General features: G+C 64.7%; 20 protein-coding genes. 11 read left to right on the top strand and 9 right to left on the bottom strand.

The annotated features are described in order from the left end of the window. Nucleotides 1-11: 11 nt before the first annotated feature. Entirely contained in the window at nt 12-485 is a 474-nt protein-coding gene (locus tag ABE459_RS09935; RefSeq protein WP_323830261.1) for an OsmC family protein, read from the top strand. Nucleotides 486-530: 45 nt separating this feature from the next. Here the strand turns inward: ABE459_RS09935 and guaA are convergent, their stop codons facing one another. The 4 genes from guaA to ABE459_RS09955 all read right to left on the bottom strand — a co-directional run bounded on the left by guaA (nt 531) and on the right by ABE459_RS09955 (nt 5,101). Continuing rightward, nucleotides 531-2,108 (bottom strand): glutamine-hydrolyzing GMP synthase, encoded by a 1,578-nt coding sequence (gene guaA / locus ABE459_RS09940; RefSeq protein WP_346648021.1) that lies wholly within the window; start codon nt 2,106-2,108, stop codon nt 531-533. 77 nt (nt 2,109-2,185) lie between these two features. After that, on the bottom strand, nt 2,186-3,655 hold the full coding sequence (guaB, locus tag ABE459_RS09945) for an IMP dehydrogenase (protein ID WP_125465273.1): 1,470 nt from the start codon (nt 3,653-3,655) through the stop codon (nt 2,186-2,188). 86 nt (nt 3,656-3,741) lie between these two features. Beyond that, nucleotides 3,742-4,299: a sugar ABC transporter ATPase gene (locus tag ABE459_RS09950; protein WP_125465274.1), complete on the bottom strand. Its 558-nt coding sequence runs from the start codon at nt 4,297-4,299 to the stop codon at nt 3,742-3,744. A gap of 46 nt (nt 4,300-4,345) precedes the next feature. After that, a complete protein-coding gene (locus tag ABE459_RS09955; protein WP_323830262.1) occupies nt 4,346-5,101 on the bottom strand; it encodes a sulfite exporter TauE/SafE family protein in 756 nt (251 codons plus the stop codon). A gap of 97 nt (nt 5,102-5,198) precedes the next feature. Between ABE459_RS09955 and ABE459_RS09960 the strand changes: the two genes are divergently transcribed. Next, entirely contained in the window at nt 5,199-6,098 is a 900-nt protein-coding gene (locus tag ABE459_RS09960) for a LysR substrate-binding domain-containing protein (protein ID WP_323830263.1), read from the top strand. On the opposite strand, the gene ABE459_RS09965 is transcribed toward ABE459_RS09960, so the two are convergent. Further along, nucleotides 6,086-6,850 (bottom strand): N-acetylmuramoyl-L-alanine amidase, encoded by a 765-nt coding sequence (locus ABE459_RS09965; RefSeq protein ID WP_323830264.1) that lies wholly within the window; start codon nt 6,848-6,850, stop codon nt 6,086-6,088. The two genes, ABE459_RS09960 and ABE459_RS09965, sit on opposite strands and share 13 nt — an antisense overlap. 138 nt (nt 6,851-6,988) lie before the next feature. Here ABE459_RS09965 and xseA point away from each other — a divergent pair, with 138 nt between their 5' ends. From xseA to ABE459_RS10005, 8 genes are all read left to right on the top strand, one after another. Next, a complete protein-coding gene (gene xseA / locus ABE459_RS09970; RefSeq protein ID WP_323830265.1) occupies nt 6,989-8,368 on the top strand; it encodes an exodeoxyribonuclease VII large subunit in 1,380 nt (459 codons plus the stop codon). A 3-nt stretch (nt 8,369-8,371) separates the two neighbouring features. Beyond that, nucleotides 8,372-9,199 carry a peptidoglycan DD-metalloendopeptidase family protein gene (locus ABE459_RS09975; RefSeq protein ID WP_323830266.1) on the top strand — a complete coding sequence of 276 codons (828 nt, stop codon included), beginning with the start codon at nt 8,372-8,374 and terminating at the stop codon, nt 9,197-9,199. 412 nt (nt 9,200-9,611) lie between these two features. After that, nucleotides 9,612-11,285, top strand: a complete 1,674-nt coding sequence (gene leuA, locus ABE459_RS09980; protein WP_258642951.1) for a 2-isopropylmalate synthase — start codon at nt 9,612-9,614, stop codon at nt 11,283-11,285. A 209-nt stretch (nt 11,286-11,494) separates the two neighbouring features. Next, nucleotides 11,495-12,799, top strand: a complete 1,305-nt coding sequence (locus ABE459_RS09985; protein ID WP_323830267.1) for a hypothetical protein — start codon at nt 11,495-11,497, stop codon at nt 12,797-12,799. Further along, a complete protein-coding gene (locus tag ABE459_RS09990) occupies nt 12,796-13,938 on the top strand; it encodes a merozoite surface protein 3b (RefSeq protein ID WP_323830268.1) in 1,143 nt (380 codons plus the stop codon). The genes ABE459_RS09985 and ABE459_RS09990 overlap by 4 nt, the downstream gene beginning before the upstream one ends. After that, the gene (locus tag ABE459_RS09995) at nt 13,935-14,402 is read left to right on the top strand and encodes a DUF6384 family protein (RefSeq protein WP_323830269.1); all 468 of its coding nucleotides are present in this window, start codon (nt 13,935-13,937) and stop codon (nt 14,400-14,402) included. Before ABE459_RS09990 ends, ABE459_RS09995 begins: the two co-directional genes overlap by 4 nt. Before the next feature lie 10 nt (nt 14,403-14,412). After that, complete coding sequence (locus ABE459_RS10000; RefSeq protein ID WP_323830270.1) at nt 14,413-15,645, top strand: DUF6384 family protein; 1,233 nt, start codon at nt 14,413-14,415, stop codon at nt 15,643-15,645. A 4-nt stretch (nt 15,646-15,649) separates the two neighbouring features. Beyond that, entirely contained in the window at nt 15,650-17,014 is a 1,365-nt protein-coding gene (locus ABE459_RS10005; protein ID WP_323830271.1) for a hypothetical protein, read from the top strand. Between the two features lie 154 nt (nt 17,015-17,168). Here the strand turns inward: ABE459_RS10005 and ABE459_RS10010 are convergent, their stop codons facing one another. The 3 genes from ABE459_RS10010 to zwf are packed head-to-tail and all read right to left on the bottom strand — an operon-like array spanning nt 17,169 to nt 20,030. Continuing rightward, a complete protein-coding gene (locus ABE459_RS10010; RefSeq protein ID WP_125465287.1) occupies nt 17,169-17,843 on the bottom strand; it encodes a bifunctional 4-hydroxy-2-oxoglutarate aldolase/2-dehydro-3-deoxy-phosphogluconate aldolase in 675 nt (224 codons plus the stop codon). Nucleotides 17,844-17,860: 17 nt separating this feature from the next. Next, complete coding sequence (gene pgl / locus ABE459_RS10015; RefSeq protein WP_323830272.1) at nt 17,861-18,574, bottom strand: 6-phosphogluconolactonase; 714 nt, start codon at nt 18,572-18,574, stop codon at nt 17,861-17,863. Then, nucleotides 18,561-20,030 carry a glucose-6-phosphate dehydrogenase gene (gene zwf / locus ABE459_RS10020; protein ID WP_110993265.1) on the bottom strand — a complete coding sequence of 490 codons (1,470 nt, stop codon included), beginning with the start codon at nt 20,028-20,030 and terminating at the stop codon, nt 18,561-18,563. Before zwf ends, pgl begins: the two co-directional genes overlap by 14 nt. 215 nt (nt 20,031-20,245) lie before the next feature. Here zwf and hexR point away from each other — a divergent pair, with 215 nt between their 5' ends. Continuing rightward, nucleotides 20,246-21,109 (top strand): DNA-binding transcriptional regulator HexR, encoded by an 864-nt coding sequence (gene hexR, locus ABE459_RS10025; RefSeq protein ID WP_178125804.1) that lies wholly within the window; start codon nt 20,246-20,248, stop codon nt 21,107-21,109. Here hexR and ABE459_RS10030 read toward each other — a convergent pair. Beyond that, complete coding sequence (locus ABE459_RS10030; protein WP_258704990.1) at nt 21,102-21,956, bottom strand: D-hexose-6-phosphate mutarotase; 855 nt, start codon at nt 21,954-21,956, stop codon at nt 21,102-21,104. The genes hexR and ABE459_RS10030 overlap by 8 nt on opposite strands. Nucleotides 21,957-22,072: the final 116 nt, after the last annotated feature.

Genomic DNA, 22,072 nt, shown 5'->3' on the forward strand with positions numbered 1-22,072 from the left:
AGGAGGGGGTCATGAAAGAGCATACCTACGCGCTGACCGTGAACTGGACCGGCAACACCGGCCAGGGCACCACCAGTTATACCGCTTACCAACGGGACTTCAGTGTCGAGGCCCAGGGCAAGCCAGCGCTGCCCGGCTCGGCCGACCCGGCTTTTCGTGGCGACCGCAGCCGCTGGAACCCCGAAGACCTGCTGCTCGCCTCGGTATCAGCCTGCCACAAGCTGTGGTACCTGCACCTGTGCGCGGTGAACAACGTGAATGTGCTGGCGTACGTCGACAACCCAAAGGGCCGAATGGTCGAAGGCGATGGCGAACGCAAGGGGCATTTCACGGAGATCGTGCTGCGCCCGCAGGTGGTGGTGAGCAACGATTCGGATCCGCAAGTCGCCCTGCGCCTGCATGAAGACGCCCATCACGAATGCTTCATCGCCAACTCGGTGAACTTCCCGGTGCGTTGTGAGGCAGTGATCAACCGCGCGGGCTGAGGCCAGATACGACAAGGGCGCCTTGCGGCGCCCTTGTGGCTCAACTTATTCCCACTCGATAGTGGCAGGCGGCTTGCTCGACACGTCGTAGGTGACGCGGGAGATACCGGCGATTTCGTTGATGATGCGGCCGCTGACGGTTTCCAGCAGCTCGTACGGCAGCTGCGCCCAACGTGCGGTCATGAAGTCCACGGTCTCGACGGCGCGCAGCGCCACGACCCAGGCGTAGCGACGGCCATCGCCGACGACACCCACCGACTTGACTGGCTGGAACACCACGAAGGCCTGGCTGGTCTTGTGGTACCAGTCGGCCTTGCGCAGTTCTTCGATGAAGATGTGGTCGGCGCGACGCAGGATGTCGGCGTATTCCTTCTTCACTTCACCAAGGATACGCACGCCCAGGCCCGGGCCCGGGAACGGGTGGCGGTAGACCATGTCGTACGGCAGGCCCAGCTCCAGGCCGATCTTGCGCACTTCGTCCTTGAACAACTCACGCAGCGGCTCGACCAGCTTGAGGTTCATCTCCTCCGGCAGGCCACCGACGTTGTGGTGCGACTTGATCACGTGGGCCTTGCCGCTCTTGGCGCCGGCCGACTCGATCACGTCGGGGTAGATGGTGCCCTGGGCGAGGAACTGGATGTTGTCCAGTTTGCTGGCTTCGGCATCGAACACGTCGATGAAGGTGCGGCCGATGATCTTGCGCTTCTTCTCCGGGTCCGCTTCGCCTTCCAGGTTGTCGAGGAACTGCTTCTCGGCGTCGGCGCGGATCACCTTGACGCCCATGTTCTCCTTGAACATGGCCATCACCTGATCGCCTTCGTGCAGGCGCAGCAGGCCGTTGTCGACGAATACGCAGGTCAGCTGGTCGCCGATGGCGCGGTGCAGCAGCGCGGCAACCACGGAAGAGTCGACGCCGCCGGATAGGCCCAGCAGGACGTTGGCCGAACCGACTTGCTCACGCACCTGGGCGATGGCGTCTTCGACGATGTTCGACGGGGTCCACAGGGCTTCGCAGCCACAGATGTCCTGGACGAAGCGCGACAGGATGCGGCCGCCCTGCTTGGTGTGGGTCACTTCCGGGTGGAACTGCACGCCGTAGTAGCCCAGGGCATCGTCGTACATGCCGGCGATCGGGCAGCTTGGGGTGCTGGCCAGCACGTTGAAGTTGCCCGGCATCTGGGTGACCTTGTCGCCGTGGCTCATCCACACGTCCAGGCCCAGTACGCCGTCATCGTCGACGTGGTCTTCGATACCGTCGAGCAGGCGGCTCTTGCCAACCACGTCAACGCGGGCATAGCCGAACTCGCGCAGCTCGGAACCTTCGACCTTGCCACCCATCTGTTCGGCCATGGTCTGCATGCCGTAGCAGATGCCCAGCACCGGCACTTTCAGGTCGAACACGGCCTGTGGCGCGCGCGGGCTGTTGGCTTCGTGGACCGACTCGGGGCCGCCAGCGAGGATGATGCCGCGCGGATTGAATTCGCGGATCGCTTCATCGTCCATGTCGAACGGGTGCAGCTCGCAGTACACGCCGATTTCGCGCACGCGGCGGGCGATCAGCTGGGTGTACTGGGAACCGAAATCGAGGATCAGGATGCGGTGAGCGTGAATGTCGAGGGCCATGACTTAATCTCGTCAGTGGAAATCGGAAACGACGCGGGGCTGTTTGTGACAGCCCCGTTCGGTAATTGCTGGAAGCCTTAGCCTACGCGGTAGTTAGGGGCTTCTTTGGTGATCTGCACGTCATGCACGTGGGACTCGGCCATGCCGGCACCGGTGATGCGCACGAACTCCGGCTTGGTACGCATCTCTTCGATGGTCGCGCTACCGGTGTAGCCCATGGACGAACGCAGGCCGCCCATCAGCTGGTGGATGATCGCCGACAGGGCGCCTTTGTATGGCACGCGGCCTTCGATCCCCTCAGGAACAAGCTTCTCGGCACCGGCCGAGGAGTCCTGGAAGTAACGGTCGGAGGAGCCTTGCGCCTGCGCCATGGCGCCCAGCGAGCCCATGCCGCGGTAAGCCTTGTACGAACGGCCCTGGAACAGCTCGACTTCACCCGGGGCTTCTTCGGTACCGGCGAACATCGAACCCATCATCACGCAGGAAGCACCGGCAACGATGGCCTTGGACAGGTCACCGGAGAAGCGGATGCCGCCGTCGGCGATCAGTGGCACACCCGTGCCTTCCAGCGCGGCGGCGACGTTGGCGATGGCGCTGATCTGCGGCACGCCGACACCGGCAACGATACGGGTGGTGCAGATCGAGCCTGGGCCGATACCGACCTTGACGGCGTCGGCGCCGGCTTCGGCCAGGGCCTTGGCAGCAGCGCCGGTGGCGATGTTGCCGCCGATCACCTGCACTTGCGGGTAGGTTTCCTTGACCCAACGTACGCGGTCGATCACGCCTTTGGAGTGACCGTGGGCGGTGTCGACCACCACCACGTCAACGCCGGCAGCGACCAGGGCGGCAACGCGCTCGCCGGTGTCCTTGCCGGTGCCGACGGCAGCGCCGACGCGCAGGCGACCCTGGTCGTCCTTGCTCGCCAGTGGGTAGGCCTTGGCTTTTTCGATGTCCTTGACGGTCATCATGCCCTTGAGCGCGAACTTGTCGTCGACGATCAGGACTTTTTCCAGACGGTGCTTGTGCAGCAGCTCGCGGACTTCGTTCTTGTCGGCGCCTTCGCGCACTGTGACCAGGCGCTCTTTAGGCGTCATCACGTCGCGGACCTTGGCGTCCAGGCGGGTTTCGAAGCGCACGTCACGGGAGGTGACGATGCCTACCAGGTCGCCGTTGGCCAGCACCGGAACACCCGAGATGTTGTTCAGGCGGGTCAGGTCGAACAGGTCGCGCACGGTGGCGTCGGCGTCGATGGTGATCGGGTCCTTGACCACGCCAGCCTCGAACTTCTTGACCTTGCGCACTTCGCCGGCCTGCTGCTCGATGGTCATGTTCTTGTGGATGATGCCGATGCCGCCTTCCTGGGCCATGGCGATGGCCAGACGCGCTTCGGTCACGGTATCCATGGCGGCGGAAACAAGGGGAATGTTCAGCTCGATGCCACGAGTCAAACGGGTCTTGAGACTGACTTCATTGGGCAGTACCTCGGAATAACCAGGTACAAGGAGGATATCGTCGAAAGTCAGGGCTTCTTGGCTGATACGCAGCATCGCGGGGGCTCCCGGGAGGGAAAAATGGAAGCGCGCCATTATACTCATCCACGGCGCGCCGCTCAATGCAAAATAAGGGCCTTCGGTCAGCCTTGTGGCAGTTTCACCTGCACCACCGCCACCGGCTGATCGAGCCAGTCGGCAAAGCTGTCGAGGAAGGCCTGGGTAAACCCGGCCTCGCCCCAGTTGTTGAAGATGAACCCCAGGTTGGAAAAGGCACATGGCTGCAGGTAAAGAAAGCCATTGATGTCGTCCTCGAAGCCGCACAACGGGCAGGTGAAGTTGTCGCTCACCCCCGGTGTCCACTCCTCCAGGCTCTCGAACAGCGGCTCGCCGACCTCGCGCCGGCACTCCGGGCAGCCAGCTTCTTCGAGGAAACCGTCGGTGGGGGTGTAGATGCACCGTTTGAGCACCACCTCAAGGCCGTTGACCTGCTCGCCGAAGGGCAGTTTCTCCGGGTGCAGGGCCACCTTGCGCGCGCCCTCGGCCAGGGCATGGCCCATTCGGTTGCCGGTACGCCCACAGGTGGTCAGTTGCTCCTCGACGATCTTCTCGCGCACCAGCCAGCGCAGGATGGCCCTTGAGCGGGCTTCGTGGGACGGCACGGTGGACAGTTTGGGGACGATGATGCTTTGGGTGTTCATGAACGAAACGCGCCTGCGGACTGCGGTAATGGCGCAATTCTAACGCTCACGCGCTCAGGTAGCGACCGATCAACGCCAGGCCGCTGGCCAGCACCAGCCAGGTGACCAGGCGCACGAAGGCTTCGCGGGACAGCCTCAGGGTCAGCCGTCGGCCCAGCCAGGTACCGACGAACATCACCGGCAACAGGCAGGCGGCCAACAGCAACAGGCTAGCGTCGGCATACACCCCGGCGATGAGGAACAGCGACAGGCGTACCACCGTGCTGCAACTGATCAGGGCTACCTGGGTCGCCCGCACCTGCTCCTTGGCCTCCAGCCGTGCGCTGAGGTAGATCGCGTATAGGAAACCACCACTGCCGAACATGGCGCCGAACAACCCACCCACCGTGCCCATGGGCACCGCCCAGACGCCCGACAGCCTCGCCGGCCTCACCTTCACCGCCAAGCCGTAGACCGCGTAAGCGGTGACGAACAGCCCCATCAGCAACAGCAGCACATCTGACTTCAGGCGCAGCAGGAACACCACGCCCAGCGTGCAGCCCACGGCCATGAACGGCAGCAGCCTCAGCAGTTCGCCGCGCACCACGTCGCGCCGCGACGCCAGCAAGTTGCCGAGGGCGGCGACGAAGTCCAGCAGCACCAGCAACGGAACGATCCGCGACAATGGCATGAAATGGATCAGCACGGGGCCGGCGACCAGCGCAGTGCCGAAGCCAGCGATGCCGAAGACGATATAGGCCACCCCCACACCGAGCAGGATGGGTAGCCAGTCGAGCATGGAAAACGACAGTTGAGCGAGCATTGCGGCAGTTCCTCGGGAGACCCCAGAAGGTTAGCCAGCGACAAGCCATGCCGACTAATATGCCTTTACGCCATGAGCCATCTGAAAAAGGCATGACATGACCTCGATCCGCCAACTGCGCTATTTCGTCGAAATCGCCGAGGCCGGCAGTTTCAGTGCCGCCGCCGAGCGGCTGTACATCGCCCAGTCGGCCCTCAGCCGTCAGATCAAGGAACTGGAGCTGCACCTGGGGTCCGCGCTGTTCGAACGCACCGCCCGCCAGCCACGGCTGACCGCCGCTGGGCTGGCCTTCCTCGACCGCGCCCGACGCCTGCTGGCCGACCTGGACAAGGCCGAACGCCTGGCCCGCGAGGTGGGCCAGGGCCTGCGCGGCAACCTGCGGCTGAACCACTCCAGTACCGTGCCGCTGACAGGGCAGCTGCTGCAGCGCCTCGGCAGCTACCTCGAGAACAACCCCGGCGTCTCCCTGGAGATCGCCCAGCAATCGTCGGAGGCGCAACTGGAAGACATCGCCGAAGGCCGCCTGGAGATCGGCCTGCTGCGCCTGCCGGTGCTGCGTCAGCACGAAGGCGTGGAGCTGCATGCGCTGTTCGACGAGCCTCTGCTGCTGGCGGTGGCGGCAAGCCACCCACTGGCCACGGCCGGCAGTGTTCGGCTGGGGCAACTGCGCGAGGAGCGCTTCATTTCCATACCCCATCGTCAGCGCGGCGGGTTGAGCTACCTGTCGGCGTCGTTGTGCATGAACGAGGGATTCTTCCCGCAGGCGGCGCAGGTGGTGTCGCGCAAGACCACGCAACTGCAGCTGATCCAGGCCGGGTTCGGGGTGGCGTTGCTGCCCCTGAGCATGCGCGAGATTGCCCCGCCCTCGGTCACCTTCGTGCCGCTGACCGAGGCCTGCCAGAGCACCGTGGCCCTGGCCTGCCGACGCGACGCGGGAGCGCTGTCGAGAAAGCTGCTGGACAGCCTGCGCTCGCCACAGGGCGATCAGGGCATGTAGCGCTCCACCAGCGCAAAGGCGATCGCCGCGGTCTCGGCATCGAGCACACCGTCAAAGTTGCCCGGCCGGAAATGCAGCTGGAACGCCCTGAGCAAGGCTCGCACCTGGGCCGGACCGGGGCTGGTCGGGAAGCTGTACCCGTACGTACGCAGCTTGTCGAGGACGACCTCGAGCTGCGGCAGGCAACCCGCAAACCGCTGCTGGTAGTGCGCCTTGCGTGCCTCGTCGTACCAGGCACCGATACCGGCCTGGTGCAGGGCCTGCCAGGGGAAAGCGGCGCCAGGGTCGCTCTTGCGGCCAATGGCAATGTCGCTATGGCCGACCACCTGGGTCGGCGTGATATCCGGATAGCGCTGCAGGATCGCCTGGCAAAGTTGGATCAAGGCTTCCACCTGCTGGGGGTGATAGGGCGGGAACATGAGCTGGCCGTTGCTCGCCGACGCCTGGTTGACGATCTCGATGCCGATCGACGTATCGTTCAGGTTGCTGCGTCCTGCCCAGCCGCTGACACCTGCGTGCCAGGCGCGCTCGTTCTCGTCGACGAGGCTGAAGGTGCGCATCGCGTCAAAACCTGCTCTCGCGAAGCTCGGATCGGACGGGTCGGGCACCAGGTAATGGGCGCTGACCTGAGTGCCGTTGACCAGCGCATTGATCGAGCCGTTGAAATTGACGGCTGTGTAATGCAGCACGAGGAATCGCACCCGTCGGTTGGAAGCCTTGGAGCGGTAGGTGTGGGCGTCTATGGGGTACATGGCGGATCTCCTCATGGAATCAGGCGCCCAGACTGCATCGCCGGGTGTCGGGGCCGGCAGCCGGAAATGCTCCCAAGGTTGGGCGTGCCAGCAGCCGGCACAGTGCATCCGCGCGATGGCTCCTTTATGATGCCCGGCATGATCAGAGACCCTTTCGAACGACTCGGCCTGGACCGCGAGGTCCTCACCGTCAGCCAACTCAACGGCCGCGCCCGCGTACTGCTCGAGGACGTGTTCCGCAGCGTCTGGGTGGAAGGCGAGATTTCCAACCTCGCCCGCCCGGCATCCGGCCACCTGTATTTCACCCTCAAGGACAGCGGCGCGCAGATCCGCTGCGCGCTGTTCCGCCAGAACGCCCTGCGCGTGCGCCAGGCGCTGCGCGACGGCCTGGCGGTCAAGGTGCGCGGCAAAGTCTCGCTGTTCGAAGGCCGTGGCGACTACCAACTGATCCTCGACACCGTCGAACCGGCCGGTGACGGCGCCCTGCGCCTGGCCTTCGAGGCCCTTAAGGAAAAACTCGGCGCCGAAGGCCTGTTCAGCACCGAGCGCAAGAAACCCTTGCCGGTGCATCCGCAACGCATCGGCATCATCACCTCGCCCACCGGCGCTGTGATCCGCGACATCATCAGCGTGTTCGGCCGCCGTGCGCCGCAGGTCGAGCTGAACCTGATCCCCACCGCGGTACAGGGCCGCGAGGCCATCGGGCAGATCGTCCGCGCCCTGCAGCTGGCCGACCGCCAGGGTTTCGATGCGCTGATCCTGGCCCGTGGCGGTGGCTCGCTGGAAGACCTCTGGTGCTTCAACGAAGAAGCCGTGGCCCGCGCCGTGGCGGCGTGCGTGACGCCTATCGTCAGTGCCGTGGGCCATGAGACCGACGTGTCGATCAGCGACTTCGTCGCCGACGTGCGCGCCCCCACCCCGTCGGCGGCCGCCGAACTGCTGGCTCCCGACAGCAGCGGCCTGCAACAGCGCCTCGACAGCCTGCAGCGGCGCCTGTTGCTGCGCATCCAGAACCGCCTGGCCCACGACCGCCTGCGCGTCGATGGCCTGGCCCGGCGCCTGCGCCACCCGGGCGAGCGCCTGCGCCAGCAGGCACAGCGCCTGGATGACCTGGACATGCGCATGCGCCGCGCCTTCATGCTCAGCCTGCAACGCCGCCACGAGCGCCTGGGCCGTCTCGACACCCGCCTGGCCGCGCAACACCCAGGCCGTTCGCTGAAGCTGCTCAAGCAACGCCTGGACAGCCTTGGCGAACGCCTGCCACGGGCCATGCGCGAAGTGCTCAAGGACCGTCGCCAGCGCTTCCAGGCGCAACTGCAGACCCTGCAGGTGGTCAGCCCGCTGGCGACCCTGGCCCGCGGCTACAGCATCCTGCTCGACGAACGCGGCCAGGCCATTCGCAGCGCCGCCCAGACCCACAACGGCCAGCGCCTGACCGCCCGCCTCAACGAAGGCGAGCTCAAGGTGCGGGTCGAGGACAACCACCAGACTCCGGTCACCCTTTCGCTACTGGACTGACACATGCCCCGCCTGCTCGCTCCCCTGCTTGCCCTGTTCCTGCTGCTGCCGGTCACCGCTGCCCAGGCCAGCTACATCACCCGCACCCTCGACAAGCCGGTGCCCGGCGGCGTCGCGGTGGTCGACCTTGGCCCTTCGGCCAGCGCCCCGAGCGCGCGCTTCGATGGCAAGCCGGTGCTGGTGGTCAAGGAGCAGGACACCTGGCTGGCCATCGTCGGCATCCCGCTGACGCAAAAGCCCGGCAACGCCGTGCTCACCCAGGGCGGCCGCACCCTGCCCTTCACCGTCGGCAGCAAGAAGTACCCCGAACAGCACATCACCCTGAAGAACAAGCGCCAGGTCAACCCCGAGCCCGACGACCTCAAGCGCATCGACCGCGAACTGGCCGAGCAAGTAAAGGCCTACCGCAGCTTCAGCCCCATGCTGCCGAGCAACCTGATCCTCGACAAGCCGGTCAATGGCCCGCTGTCGAGCAAGTTCGGCGTGCGCCGTTTCTTCAATGGCGAAGAGCGCAACCCCCACGCCGGGCTGGACTTCGCCGTGCCCGCCGGCACGCCGATCAAGACCCCGGCCAATGGCAAGGTGATCCTGGTGGGTGATTACTTCTTCAATGGCCGCACGGTGTTCGTCGACCATGGCCAAGGTTTCATCAGCATGTTCTGCCATATGTCGAAGATCGACGTGAAGCCAGGCCAGGTGCTGCGCCGTGGCGAGGTGGTCGGCCGGGTGGGCTCGACCGGACGCGCCACCGGGCCGCACATGCACTGGAACGTCAGCCTCAATGATGCGCGGGTGGATCCGGCGATTTTCATTGGTGCGTTCCAGCCCTGAAATCGGCATCCCCCATTCGCGGGTAAACCCGCTCCCACAGGCACAGTGACACCTGTGGGAGCGGGTTTACCCGCGAAGAGGCCAGCACTGCCACCCGCAGAGCCCATGTCTTGCGCCATCCAAAAATACTGCGCAACGACACAAACAAAACAAACAACAACCAGCCATAAAATCTCGCAAATCCTGTTTTTTTAAGCATTCCTCTCAATTTTTTCTGAAGCCTTGCCATCCCCCACCCCACTGGTTAGGGTTGAGCACATGAAAACCTTCAGCACCCTCATCCTTCTCCGACAACATCGCAGCCTCTGCCTGGTCAGTGCACGACTACCAGGGTGAATCGCGTCGCCTCGCCTTTTCATCTCGTTATCGTTTGGCAGGCCCGATTTCGGCCGCACATAAAAGGATTGCTTCCATGACCATGCTCAAAGACCCTTCGAAGAAATACCGCGCCTTCCCGACCATCGACCTGCCCGACCGCACCTGGCCGTCGAAAACCATCACCCAGGCGCCGATCTGGTGCAGCTCCGACCTGCGTGATGGCAACCAGTCGCTGATCGAGCCGATGGATTCGGAGAAGAAGCTGCGTTTCTGGAAGACCCTGGTGCAGGTCGGCGTAAAGGAAATCGAAGCCTCGTTCCCGTCCGCGTCGCAAACCGACTTCGACTTCGTGCGCACCCTGATCGAAGACGGCCACATCCCGGACGACACCACCATCCAGGTGCTCACTCAAGCCCGTGAAGATCTGATCGCCCGCACCTTCGAATCCCTGCGCGGCGCCAAGAAGGCCATCGTCCACCTGTACAACGCCACTTGCCCGTCGTTCCGCCGCATCGTCTTCAACCAGGACAAACAGGGCGTCAAGGACATCGCGGTCAACGCTGCCAAGCTGTTCGTCAAATACGCCGCCCAGCAGCCGGAAACCCACTGGACCTTCCAGTACTCGCCAGAGACCTTCAGCGCCACCGAGCTGGAATTCGCCAAAGAGGTGTGCGACGCGGTGATCGAGGTGTGGAACCCGACCCCTGAGCACAAGGTCATCCTCAACCTGCCGGCCACCGTCGAAGTCGCCACGCCGAACATCTACGCCGACCAGATCGAATGGTTCTGCCGCAATGTCAGCCGCCGCGACAGCGTGATCATCAGCCTGCACTGCCACAACGACCGTGGCACCGGCATCGCCGCCACCGAGTTGGGCCTGATGGCCGGCGCCGACCGTGCCGAAGGCTGCCTGTTCGGCAACGGCGAGCGCACCGGCAACGTCGACCTGGTGACCCTGGCGTTGAACCTCTACACCCAGGGCATCGACCCGCAGCTGGACTTCTCCGACATCGACGGCGTGCGCAAGGTCGTCGAAGAGTGCAACCAGTTGCCGGTGCACCCACGCCACCCGTACGTCGGCGACCTGGTCCACACCGCCTTCTCCGGCTCGCACCAGGATGCCATCCGCAAAGGCTTCGCCAAGCAGCAGGAAGGCGAATTGTGGGAAGTGCCGTACCTGCCGATCGACCCTGCCGACATCGGCCGCAGCTACGAGGCGGTGATCCGCGTCAACAGCCAGTCGGGCAAGGGCGGCATCACCTACCTGCTCGAGCAGGAATACGGTATCAGCCTGCCGCGCCGCATGCAGATCGAGTTCAGCCAGGTGGTGCAGGGCGAAACCGACCGTCTCGGCCTGGAAATGACCGCCAAGCAGATTTACACCCTGCTGCAAAAGGAATACCTGCAAGCCAATGCGCCGTACGCGCTGGTCAGCCACCGCCTGCAGGAAGAGAACGGCAGCAGCCACGTGCAAGTGGAAGTCTCCGGTGAAGGCGAGACCACCCTGCACTGGCACGGTAAAGGCAACGGCGCCCTGGAAGCCCTGGTGGCCGGCCTGCCGGTAGCCGTGGAGATCATGGACTACAACGAGCACGCCATCGGCGCCGGCACCAACGCCAAAGCCGCAGCCTACATCGAGCTGCGCGTTGCCGGCGGTCGCCCGGTGCACGGCGTGGGCATCGACGAGAACATCACCACCGCAAGCTTCAAGGCACTGTTCAGCGCGCTGAACCGCTCCCTGAGCCAGCAGGAAGCCAAGGCGGCGTAAACCCACCCTGCTCGCCTGCAAACCCGCATCCTCGGATGCGGGTTTTTTTATGCCCGAAATATCCAGCAAGGTGCGTCAGACAACGCCATCATTTCGCCTGCAATCATGGTTATACTGCCGAACTTCCACCGCTTCGATCACGGATGACGGCCAGTGGACTCATCCGTTCACGTATCGATACAGACACTCGGACACGGATGCTTCGCCCCATGACCCCTGGCTCCCTCGCAGCGCTCGCCGAAGACAACAGCCGCGACTACCTGCGCCGGCTTACTCGCGAACAGCGCAACTGCGCGCAATTGCACCAGCAGCACCTGCACCTGCAGGCCCGCATCCTCTGTGAGCTCTATGACATCGCCGACGGCGCCTTCGAGGCTGCGCAGATTCGCCAGATCCTCGAACAGCGCCAAGCCCGCGAAGACGATGGTTTCACCCGCCTGGAGCAGGCCAACGCCAGCCTGGACAGCCAACTGGCCCTGTTCCGTCAGGCCCAGGAGCGGCTCGTCGCCAGTCACAGCCGCGCACTCGCCGAACAGCGCCAGCACCCTGCGCTGCGCCAAAGCCAGCAGCAACTGCAGCAGGCCCGCCAACAGCGCGAGCACATCGCCGCCGACCATCAGCCACTGGTGGATGAATGCACCGGCAAACTGGCGGCCTACAGCCAGCACCGGATCTACACCTACCTGCGCTTGCGCCAATACGGCACGCAACACTACCGACGCAATGTACTGTCACGGCGCATGGACGACTGGCTCGCCCGGCAGTGCAACTTCGTCAGCAACCGGCAGAACGAACAGCTGTTGCTCGCCATGCTGGAACAGGGCGCCACCCGCCTGGCCACCTGTGATCAGCAAATTGCCGAGCTCGAACGGCAACTGAGCGCACTGCTGCGCAGTAGCCTGCCTGCCGCTGACCTGGGCCCGCTCAGCCAAGAGACTGAAACCCTGGCACGCCAGGTGATCGCCGCCCAGCAGCACCTCAAGCGGGTGCGCCAGGACATCGACCTGCTCGAACAATGCGCCGACGGCGACAGCCAGGATGCCCTGCGCTGGCTCAGGTACGAACTCAAGACCGACAGCCTCAACCAGGCGCTCGCCCAGTGGGCCGCCATTGGCTCCCCGCAGGCCACCCGCTTCCAGCAGGAGCTCCACGAGCTGCGCCGGCGCCTGGACAGCGCCAGCCAGCGCGTCGGCCAGGCCAGGGAAGTGTACGAACAGGCATGCACCTTCGAGTCCGCGCTGGGCAGGCGCCTGCGTGGCGACGCCGGCTGCGCCAGCGACTGCAACTGCAACTGCCACACCCAGCCCAGCCTGGACGACTGCCCCTGCCAGCTGCGCTACCCCTTGGCCGACCAGTACCGCGACGACACCAACTACCGGCAACTGATCGTCGAGTACATGAACAGGGCCCAGACGCTCAATACCGTGCTCGGCACCATCAGCGCCCTGCGCCTGCTCCCCGGTAGCCCGAACGCCACCCTTTCCGACCGCCCCCTCATGCAAGGACAACCATGAGCCAATACCTGGAACGCGCCCTCGACGGCCTGCGCAAACTCGGCATCACTTTCGGCCAGCCGGCACAGCAAGCGCCGGTGATGGTCCTGCTGGACAAGGTCGCCCATTACGACAACCAGCGGGTCACCGGAATCGCTGCCGTGCTGCAACAGGCCACGGTGTTCAACCAGACCGTGCGCGAGCAGATCGCCGGCATGGACATCTCGCACCGCTACATGGACATCACCGACAGCTTCACTTCGATTCGCGAGGATGCCGCCGCCATGGCCTCGTGGATGGATGATGGCCGCCTGGACACCCTCGAACGCCTCAGCATGGCCTGGATGAACCTGCGCCGTGGCTCGATCCCGAGCCGTTTCGAGGACATCCGCAAGCACTACCTGGATGTGTGCAAGGCCGCCAGCGACCAGATCACCCGCGAGGGCCTGATCCTCGAGTCGTACATGGACTTCCGCCTGGCCATGAAGACCGCCGAAGTGGACGCCCAGCAGGTGCTGGCCATCGCCGGCCAGTCGCTGCAGGAATGCACCACTGCCCTGGACACCGCCAACGCCACGGTGGCCGCGGCCGCCAACCAGGAGCCGGCCCAACGCGCGGCGCTGGAGCTGCAACGCGACGAAGCGGTGCGCGCCCTGCAGAACGAAGACAAGCGCTACCAGATCGTCAAGGACATCGCCGACGACCTGCGGGTCGGCTACAACACCGCCGAGCTGGTGTTCGCCCGCATCAGCCAGGTGCACGTGGTCAAGGAGCGCCAGTACCAGCGCATGGTCTCGTTCTTCTCCACCAACGAAGTGGTGCTGACCAGCCTGGCCGTGTCGTTCACCGCCAACCAGGGCATGGCCGAGGCCACCCACACCCTCAACGCCACCACCGACGGCATCAGCAAGGGCCTCGAAGCGCTGGGCGAAATCGGTAACCAGCAGCTCGGCGCCGCGGTCAAGGCCAGCTATGGCTCGACCATCCGCGTCGACTCGGTGCGCGCCCTGGCCCAGGCCACCCTGGACTTCCAGAACGACATGCAGGGCCTGACCGAAACCTACCGCGCCGAATCGAGCAAGGCCGCGCTGGAAATCTCCACCGCCGTCGAAGACGCCAAGCGCGCCTTCGCCGCCTTGCTGACCAAGGCCGCGCAATGAGCAACGGCTCGCTCAGCGAACAGATGGGGGCCATGGCCCTCGTCGACGATCTGCGCCAACAGCAGCGCCAGGTGCAGGAGCACCTGGCCCTGCCGCGGCGCCGCGCGGAAGTCGCCGAACGCATTCGTGGCTATTACCAGCGCCAGGGCATCGCCTGCGACGACAAACTGATCGAGCAGGGCGTGCGCGAATTCTTCGCCCGCCGCCTGGTGTTCGAGGCACCCACGCTGGCCTGGCCCCGCCGGCTGCTGGCCGGCGTGCTCCTGCGCCGCAGCCTGCTAGCCTGGGTGCTGATGTGGATCGCGCTGCTGGGCGGCGCCCTGCTGGCGGTGAACCTGCTCCACCCCTCCCCGCCCAGCCAACCGGCCACAGTCACCCAAGCTGCCGGCACCGGCATGGGGATGGCGGCGCCAACCTGGACGCCGGCCGACACCAGCCAGCACATCATCTCCGCCAGCTCCTGATGGGCCACCAATGACCGTCTCACTTTCCGAACAGATGGGGGCCATGGCCCTGGTCGACGAACTGCGTCACCGGGACATGGAACTGCAGGACCACCTTGACCTGCCTCGGCGCCGCGCCGAGGTGGCAGAGCGGATCCGCGCTTACTACCAGAACAACGGCATCCACTACGAGGACGCCCAGGTCGAGGAAGGCGTGCGCGCGTTCTTCTCGCGCCGACTGATGTTCGAGGCCCCAACCTTGAACTTCGCGCAACGCCTGCTGGCGCGCCTGGCCATGGCCCACCGCAAGCTGATGATCTGGACAGCATGCGGCGTAATGACATGTGCCCTTGGCCTGGGCATCACCCACCTGGTAGACACGACCCTGAACACGAGGGCGGGCCAAAGCGCCGACCGCTTGACCAGGATCATCGAGCAGTTGAACGACGACATTGCCGTGCAACGACAACGGCTGGAACAGGTGAAAGCGCGCCTGGAGCAACAACCGCAACCCGTGGTGGCCGCGCTGGTTGCGAAAATCGCCCCCCTGCTGCCCAGTACCAACCTGTCTTTGACCCTCGATCGCCCAGACCCGATCACCCGCGAAAACCGCGCCCAGCTCCAGACCCGCATCCAGATGGAACAGCTGAAGCTATCGACACCGCGCAAGCAACTGGAAAGCGCCAGAAAAAGGCTCAATCGCGTGGATCATGTCTACGCCAGCCTCGATCTCCAACGCCATCTGCTGGATCGCCTGAAGGCAATGCCATTGCCGGCCGCCGAGCGCCTGGATATGACGAACTGGGCCGAGTCGGTCGGGAAGGACATTGCCAGGCTACGTTTGAAAAAGGCGGACGCCACACTTGCAGCGTTGAAGGACTACCTGGACTTCGCCACCGAGCCCCTGACGATCGAACTGATCGACCGCCCCGGTATCAAGTCCGGCGTGGAGCGCTGCTATGAAGAGTCCGGGTGCAGCGAGGACAGCCTGCGCGGCAAGAGCTGGTATTTGATCGTCGAGCCGCTGGACAGCACCGGCAAGCCAGCCTTCGCCCCGGTGACCAGCGTGGAGGACGGCACCACTCGGTGGGCCAACCGCTTCGGCGTGCGCGTCAGCTACGAGGAATACCTCAGGGTCCGCCAGGACAAACTCGACGATGGCCACATCAGCCAGCGCTTGATCGGTGAAAAACCGGCCAATAGCCTGACCCTGCGTTTCAACCAGCGCACCAGCCCAACTCCCGACATGATCCTGGAATGGTGACGCCATGACCCCGACGGCCCTCAGCAATGCGCTCGAAAGCAATACGCGCCAGGCCGAACAACAGCTGCGCGAGGCCGAACGGGCGCTGTATGCCGAGTCCGAGCAGCAAACCCGCCTCGAACACCTGATCAGCTCGAAACTGGCCGATATTGCCAGCCTGCAGCTCAGGATCAACCCGATGCGGGACCTGCAGACCCGGCAGTTGTTCGAACAACGCGAGCGAACCCATGCCGCGCTCACCCAGGAGCTCGAAGACGTCGAAGGGCTCATCGCCCGCAGGCTGGAAGCTCTGCAGGCGGTACGTAGCAACCTTGATCGCCTGGACAGCCAGTCGCAGGACCTGCTCGAACAGGATCCGGCCGTGCGCCAGCTGAGCGAGCAACTGGACGCAGCCCTCCAGGCCGAACAGCAAGCCCATGCCAGCTACGATGAAATCCGCGACGAGTGCGCCAGCAAGCTGCAAGGCTACAACAGCAACCCGCTGTACCGTTTCCTGAAGGCCAACCACTACGGCACCGAGCAGTACCGCCCCCGCCTGTTCCAGCGCGCGTTCGACAACTACCTGGCACGCAGGGTCGGCTTTCGCGTCAATTACGCCAACGAGCAGATCCTGCTGACCATGCAGGCGCGCAACGAGACGCTGCGCCAGGCCCTCGGCGAAGCCCGCGAGCAACTGCAGGCACAGCACCAGCAGCAACTGGACAAGGCCCGCGAGACCTTCGGCATGCCAGCGTTGCGGGTCGAGGAGCAAGGCCTGAGCACGCTGGTGAGCGAGGGCAAGGCCCAGGCCCGCTCACTGCAGGCCCAACTGGCCGACTTCGCCCAGAAGCGCGATCCGTATCTGCAACAGATTCTCCAGGACATCGCCGACCAGCTCCAGGCACGGCCATTGGCCGAACTGATCGTCGAAGCGGCGAAGACCCCCAGCCCCCATGACGATGTCCTGGTGAATGACCTGCAACTGCTGCATGCCCGCCTGCGGGAAATCCAGCAACGTCTGCACGGCCTGCAGGACCAAGCACTGGGCAAGCGTCGCCTTTACGACCGCGCCAAGGCTCTGGAATACGCACTGCGCAACGATCATTTCAGCGATCCGCGCCACGAGTACCAGTTGAGCCCGCCGATCGAGCAAGTGCTTGCCGACTACATGAGCGGCCTGCTCGACCAGCAAGCGGTGGAAAAACGCCTCGATGATGGCCGGGAGTATGTTGCCCCAAGGCATCGCGGCAACAAACCGCACAGCACGGGCAGATCGTCCGGCGGTTCAAGCAGCGATGGCTTTCGTACCAGCGGCAGCTCCGGCGGCGGTGGCTTCTCGTCCAGTCGCAGCTCCGGCGGCGGCGGGTTCCGCACCACTGGCAGTTTCTGACAGGCAGAACATCGCGGGGCAAGCCCGCTCCCACGCATGCGACAGCGTGGGAGCGGCGGTGCGCCGATGCGACTTGCCCCGCGATTGGGCCCAGGCAAAAAAAAGGGGCGCCGACCAAGCGCCCCACAAGCCGTGTAGCACACAACGAAATCGGTCAGTCCAGCAGCGCCATCGCCTCGGCGCTGCACGCCTCGATACGGGCCCAGTCGCCGTTCTTGATCCAGCTGCTGTCGAGCATCCAGGTGCCGCCCACGCACATCACATTGGGCAGTGCCATGTAGTTGCGCACGTTGGCCGGGTTCACCCCGCCCGTGGGGCAGAAGCGGATGTCGCCGAACGGGCCGGCGAAGGCCTTGATCGCCGCCACGCCGCCGCTGATCTCGGCCGGGAACAGCTTGAAGCGCCGGTAACCCAGGGCGTAACCCATCATGATCTCGGACGGCGTGCTGATGCCGGGCAGCAGCGGGATGTCGCTGTCCACGCCGGCCTCGAGAATGTCCTGGGTAATGCCCGGGGTGACGACGAACTGCGCGCCTGCGGCCTGCACGGCGGCGAACATGCTGCGGTCGAGCACGGTACCGGCACCGACGCACAGCTCCGGGCGCTGCTCACGCAGCACCTGGATGGCCTTCAGGCCCAGCGCCGAGCGCAAGGTCACTTCCAGGGTGCGGATGCCACCGGCGGCCAAGGCGTCGGCCAGCGGCAGGATGTCTTGCTCGCGGGCGATGGTGATCACCGGCAGGATGCGCGCCTTGGCGCAGATCGCGTCGATGCGTTCGGCTTTCTCGGCCATCGAGAGCAAAGGCTGTGGGCGTTCGAGGGTGGTCATGACTGTGGATCCTTGGCTCATGGGCACCAGTAGATGCTCAGGGGGTCGTGAAGAAAAGCGCGAATCGGCATTTCGGTGAGGTCGTTGCCCGCCAGCGCGGCGCGCAGGGTAGCGAGTTTGCCGGCCCCTTGCACGGACAGCGCAGTGAAACCGGCGCTGGCCAGCAGCGCGCGGGTCATGCTCAGGCGCTGGTGCGGCACGCTGGGCGCCAGCATCGGCAGGCAGCGGCGCTCACCCACCTTGGCCAAGCCCTGGCGCAGGTTGGGGCTGGCCGGGAACAGCGAGGCGGTGTGGCCATCGTCGCCCATGCCCAGCACCAGTACATCGATCGGCGGCAAGTCGGCCAACACCTGGTCGGCCTGTTCGGCAGCGGCTTCCAGATTGGCGGCAGCCTGGTAGAGGCCGATGAAGCGTGCCTTGGCCGCCGCGCCCTTGAGCAAGTGACGGGCCAGCAAGCCTGCGTTGCTGTCGGCATGCTCCACCGGCACCCAACGCTCGTCGGCCAGGCTCACGGTCACCTTCGACCAGTCCAGCACTTGCGCAGCCAGTTGCTCGAGGAACGGCACCGGGCTGCGCCCGCCGGACAGCACCACACAGGCCTGGCCCTTGCTGGCGATAGCCTGGCGCAGGCGTTCGGCCACGTCATGGGCCAGGGTCGCCGCCAGGCTGTTCGAATCGGCCAGCGCATGCGCCTTCACGCTCGCCGGCAGTTGCAGTTCAGATATCGCCATACCAGGCCCTCCCATCACGTGTAATCAGTGCAATCGAGCTCATCGGCCCCCAGGAACCGGCCGCATAGGGCTTGGGGGCATCGCCGCTGGTCTTCCAGCCGGCGATCAACTGGTCGCACCATTTCCAGGCGTATTCGATCTCGTCCTTGCGCACGAACAGGTTCTGGTTGCCGCGCATCACTTCCAGCAGCAAGCGCTCGTAGGCATCAGGAATCCGCGCGCTGCGCCAGGTGTCGGAGAAATTCAGTTGCAGCGGGCCACTGCGCAGTTGCATGCCCTTGTCCAGACCCTGCTCCTTGGTCATCACCCGCAGCGAGATGCCTTCGTCCGGCTGCAGGCGGATGATCAGCTTGTTGCCGATCTGCAAGCGCTGTTCCGGGGCAAAGATGTAGTGCGGCGTCTCTTTGAAGTGGATGACGATCTGCGACAGCTTGCCGGGCATGCGCTTGCCGGTGCGCAGGTAGAACGGCACGCCCGACCAGCGCCAGTTGCGGATGTCGGCGCGCAGGGCGACGAAGGTTTCGGTGTCGCTCTGGGCGTTGGCGTTATCTTCTTCCAGGTAGCCCGGCACCGGCTTGCCGTCGCTGTAGCCGGCGATGTACTGGCCACGCACCACGCGAGTGCTCAGGCCCTCTCCGGTGATCGGCGCCAGGGCCTTGAGCACCTTGACCTTCTCGTCACGGATGCTGTCGGCGGAAAGGTCGCTGGGTGGATCCATGGCAATCAGGCAAAGCAGCTGCAACAGGTGGTTCTGGATCATGTCGCGCAGTTGGCCGGCCTTGTCGAAGTAGCCCCAGCGGCCTTCGATACCGACCTTTTCGGCGACGGTGATCTCCACGTGGGAGATGGAATTCTGGTTCCACTGGGTTTCGAACAGGCTGTTGGCAAAGCGCAGGGCGATCAGGTTCTGCACCGTCTCTTTGCCCAGGTAGTGGTCGATGCGATAGACGCGGTTTTCCGGGAAGTAGCGCGCCACGGCATCGTTGACCCGGCGCGACGACTCCAGGTCGTGGCCAATGGGCTTTTCCAGCACCACCCGGGTGCGTGGCGCCAGGCCGGCCTTGTCGAGGTTCTCGCAGATCGCCCCATAGACTGCGGCGGCTGTGGCGAAGTAGGCGATCAGTGGCAGCTCGCCTGGCGCTTGCTCGACCAAGGCCTGGTAATCCTCCGGCTGGACGAAGTCCACATGCAGGTAGTTCAGGCGTTCGAGGAAGCGGCCCAGGGCAACGGCGTCGATGTCCGCGTCGGGGACGTGGCGGCGCAGGTGCGCCTCGATGGTGCCCAGGTGCTCCTGCGCGGTGCCCGGCTCACGGGCCAGGGCCAGCAGCCGGGTGTCCGGGTGCAACAGGTTGGCACGGTCGAGCTGGTAGAGCGCGGGAAACAGCTTGCGCAATGCCAGGTCGCCCAAGGCGCCAAAGAGGGCAAATGTGCAAGGTTCGACACTGATCGCAGCCATGATGTTGGTTCTTTTATTAAAGTTGAGCTAGGAATACCGCTTTCAAAGCGGGTTTTCAAGGCCTAATGTAGTAAAAACCACAACATTCTCCACATCTATTACAACCCAGTGGTGTGACAATCTCACCGCCAGTAGGATACACAACACTGCAAAAAGCCTGCTGCCCCGCCAGCCGGCTGTCACCTAGAGCCGACCAAGGACACCCCATGGACCGCGTGCGTAACCTCCTGGAACAGATCCAGGGCCGCCTGGACGAGTTGAACAAGGCCGAACGCAAAGTCGCCGAAGTCATCCTGCTCAACCCGCAACAAGCCACCCGCTTCAGCATCGCCGCGCTGGCCCAGGCAGCCTCGGTCAGCGAACCGACCGTCAACCGCTTCTGCCGCTCGTTCGGCGTCAACGGCTACCCCGAGCTCAAACTGCAACTGGCGCAGAGCCTGGCCAGCGGCGCGGCCTACGTCAGCCGTGCGGTGGAAGCTGACGACGATCCTGCGGCCTACACCCAGAAAATCTTTGGCAGCGCCATCGCCTCGCTCGACAGCGCCTGCCAGCAACTCGACCCACAGCAGGTCAGCCGCGCCGTGGACATGATGATCCAGGCCCGGCAGATCCACTTCTTCGGCCTCGGCGCTTCCGCCCCGGTGGCCCTCGATGCGCAACACAAGTTCTTCCGCTTCAACCTTGCCGTGTCGGCCCATGCCGATGTGTTGATGCAGCGCATGCTGGCCTCGGTGGCTCACACCGGCGACCTGTTCGTGATCATCTCCTACACCGGGCGCACCCGCGAACTGGTCGAGGTGGCGCGCGTGGCGCGGGAAAACGGCGCCTCGGTGCTCGGCCTGACCGCCGCCGGCTCGCCATTGGCCCAGGCCTGCAGCCTGAGCCTGCACATCCCGTTGCCGGAAGACACCGACATCTATATGCCGATGACCTCGCGAATCATCCAGCTCACCGTGCTCGACGTGCTCGCCACCGGCATGACCCTGCGCCGCGGCGTGGACTTCCAGCCGCACCTGCGCAAGATCAAGGAAAGCCTCAACGCCAGCCGCTACCCGATCGAGGACGACGACCTCAGCTGAGGCGGTGCGCCTGCAGCCGCAGGTGCGCACGTTCACCCGGCCTCAGGCTCAGGCCCTCGTCGCTGCCGCTGGCCGCCTCGACGCAGACGAAACCCTGGCACTCGCGCCCGCTCACGCCCATCAGCGGGCGGTTGCCCGGGTGCCAGACCACGGTGTCGTCGCTGTCGCCGGTGTCGATGCACAGCTCGCGCTGCCAGGCCGGGTCCTGCAACTGCACCCTGGGCGTGCCGGGGTAGACCTTCTGGCAACCGCCCTTTAGTTTCAACGCGCCGTCTTCGCGGCAAGCCTGGCGGTTGAGGCGGTCGTAGCCTTCGATATCTTCAAGCCCAGACAGCGCTATCTTCGACACGTCACTGATCCGCCAGTAAGCCAGCAGCGCATGACTCAACTGGCAGGGTTCGCTGTCCTGGTGCTCGGTACTCAGGCTCAACTCCATGCTGGCGCCCAGGCGCGCATGCAGGTCGACCTGCCAGTCGCACAGGTCCAGGCGCCACTTCAAGGTCACGCCCTCCTCGTCCTCACGGCTGTCCACCAGCTTCCAGTCCAGCAGCCGTGCCCAGCCGTGGGCCGGCCACAGGTCCTCGCTTGGGTGGCGGCCATACCAGGGCCAGCACACCGGCACGCCACCGCGAATGGCGCCAACCTGCGGCCACTGTTCGGCGCACCACAGCCAGGGCTTTTCACCGGTGGGCTGGAAATGCAGCAACTGCCCGCCCTGGCGGCTGAACACCGCCTGGCAGCGAGGGTGGTCGATGATCAGCACATCGCGCTGCTGGTAACGCTCCCACTCGAAGGTCGGCCTCGGCCGTTGCGAGGTGAAGAAGCGATGTAGCGGATGTTCTGCCATGGTTCCAAGCTCTTTTGTTGTTCGAGATAGCGCTGTCTCAGCCCGTACCCGCTAACCACTGCAGACCAGTGGTTAGCGGAGGGCCGAAAATGGATGGCGTAAATTTACAACAATTC

Source organism: Pseudomonas sp. TWI923 (assembly GCF_039673365.1).
Classification (GTDB): domain Bacteria; phylum Pseudomonadota; class Gammaproteobacteria; order Pseudomonadales; family Pseudomonadaceae; genus Aquipseudomonas; species Aquipseudomonas sichuanensis.

What these genes read in the sequence shown, in the direction of transcription:
- ABE459_RS09955 (WP_323830262.1), bottom strand. Translation starts at nt 5,101, where the DNA reads ATGCTCGCTCAACTGTCGTTTTCCATGCTCGACTGGCTACCCATCCTG.
- zwf (WP_110993265.1), bottom strand. Translation starts at nt 20,030, where the DNA reads ATGGCTGCGATCAGTGTCGAACCTTGCACATTTGCCCTCTTTGGCGCC.
- ABE459_RS09950 (WP_125465274.1), bottom strand. Translation starts at nt 4,299, where the DNA reads ATGAACACCCAAAGCATCATCGTCCCCAAACTGTCCACCGTGCCGTCC.
- ABE459_RS10000 (WP_323830270.1), top strand. Translation starts at nt 14,413, where the DNA reads ATGACCGTCTCACTTTCCGAACAGATGGGGGCCATGGCCCTGGTCGAC.
- guaB (WP_125465273.1), bottom strand. Translation starts at nt 3,655, where the DNA reads ATGCTGCGTATCAGCCAAGAAGCCCTGACTTTCGACGATATCCTCCTT.
- pgl (WP_323830272.1), bottom strand. Translation starts at nt 18,574, where the DNA reads ATGGCGATATCTGAACTGCAACTGCCGGCGAGCGTGAAGGCGCATGCG.
- ABE459_RS09975 (WP_323830266.1), top strand. Translation starts at nt 8,372, where the DNA reads ATGCCCCGCCTGCTCGCTCCCCTGCTTGCCCTGTTCCTGCTGCTGCCG.
- ABE459_RS09935 (WP_323830261.1), top strand. Translation starts at nt 12, where the DNA reads ATGAAAGAGCATACCTACGCGCTGACCGTGAACTGGACCGGCAACACC.
- ABE459_RS10030 (WP_258704990.1), bottom strand. Translation starts at nt 21,956, where the DNA reads ATGGCAGAACATCCGCTACATCGCTTCTTCACCTCGCAACGGCCGAGG.
- leuA (WP_258642951.1), top strand. Translation starts at nt 9,612, where the DNA reads ATGACCATGCTCAAAGACCCTTCGAAGAAATACCGCGCCTTCCCGACC.
- xseA (WP_323830265.1), top strand. Translation starts at nt 6,989, where the DNA reads ATGATCAGAGACCCTTTCGAACGACTCGGCCTGGACCGCGAGGTCCTC.
- ABE459_RS09960 (WP_323830263.1), top strand. Translation starts at nt 5,199, where the DNA reads ATGACCTCGATCCGCCAACTGCGCTATTTCGTCGAAATCGCCGAGGCC.
- ABE459_RS09990 (WP_323830268.1), top strand. Translation starts at nt 12,796, where the DNA reads ATGAGCCAATACCTGGAACGCGCCCTCGACGGCCTGCGCAAACTCGGC.
- ABE459_RS09995 (WP_323830269.1), top strand. Translation starts at nt 13,935, where the DNA reads ATGAGCAACGGCTCGCTCAGCGAACAGATGGGGGCCATGGCCCTCGTC.
- ABE459_RS10005 (WP_323830271.1), top strand. Translation starts at nt 15,650, where the DNA reads ATGACCCCGACGGCCCTCAGCAATGCGCTCGAAAGCAATACGCGCCAG.
- guaA (WP_346648021.1), bottom strand. Translation starts at nt 2,108, where the DNA reads ATGGCCCTCGACATTCACGCTCACCGCATCCTGATCCTCGATTTCGGT.
- ABE459_RS09965 (WP_323830264.1), bottom strand. Translation starts at nt 6,850, where the DNA reads ATGTACCCCATAGACGCCCACACCTACCGCTCCAAGGCTTCCAACCGA.
- ABE459_RS10010 (WP_125465287.1), bottom strand. Translation starts at nt 17,843, where the DNA reads ATGACCACCCTCGAACGCCCACAGCCTTTGCTCTCGATGGCCGAGAAA.
- ABE459_RS09985 (WP_323830267.1), top strand. Translation starts at nt 11,495, where the DNA reads ATGACCCCTGGCTCCCTCGCAGCGCTCGCCGAAGACAACAGCCGCGAC.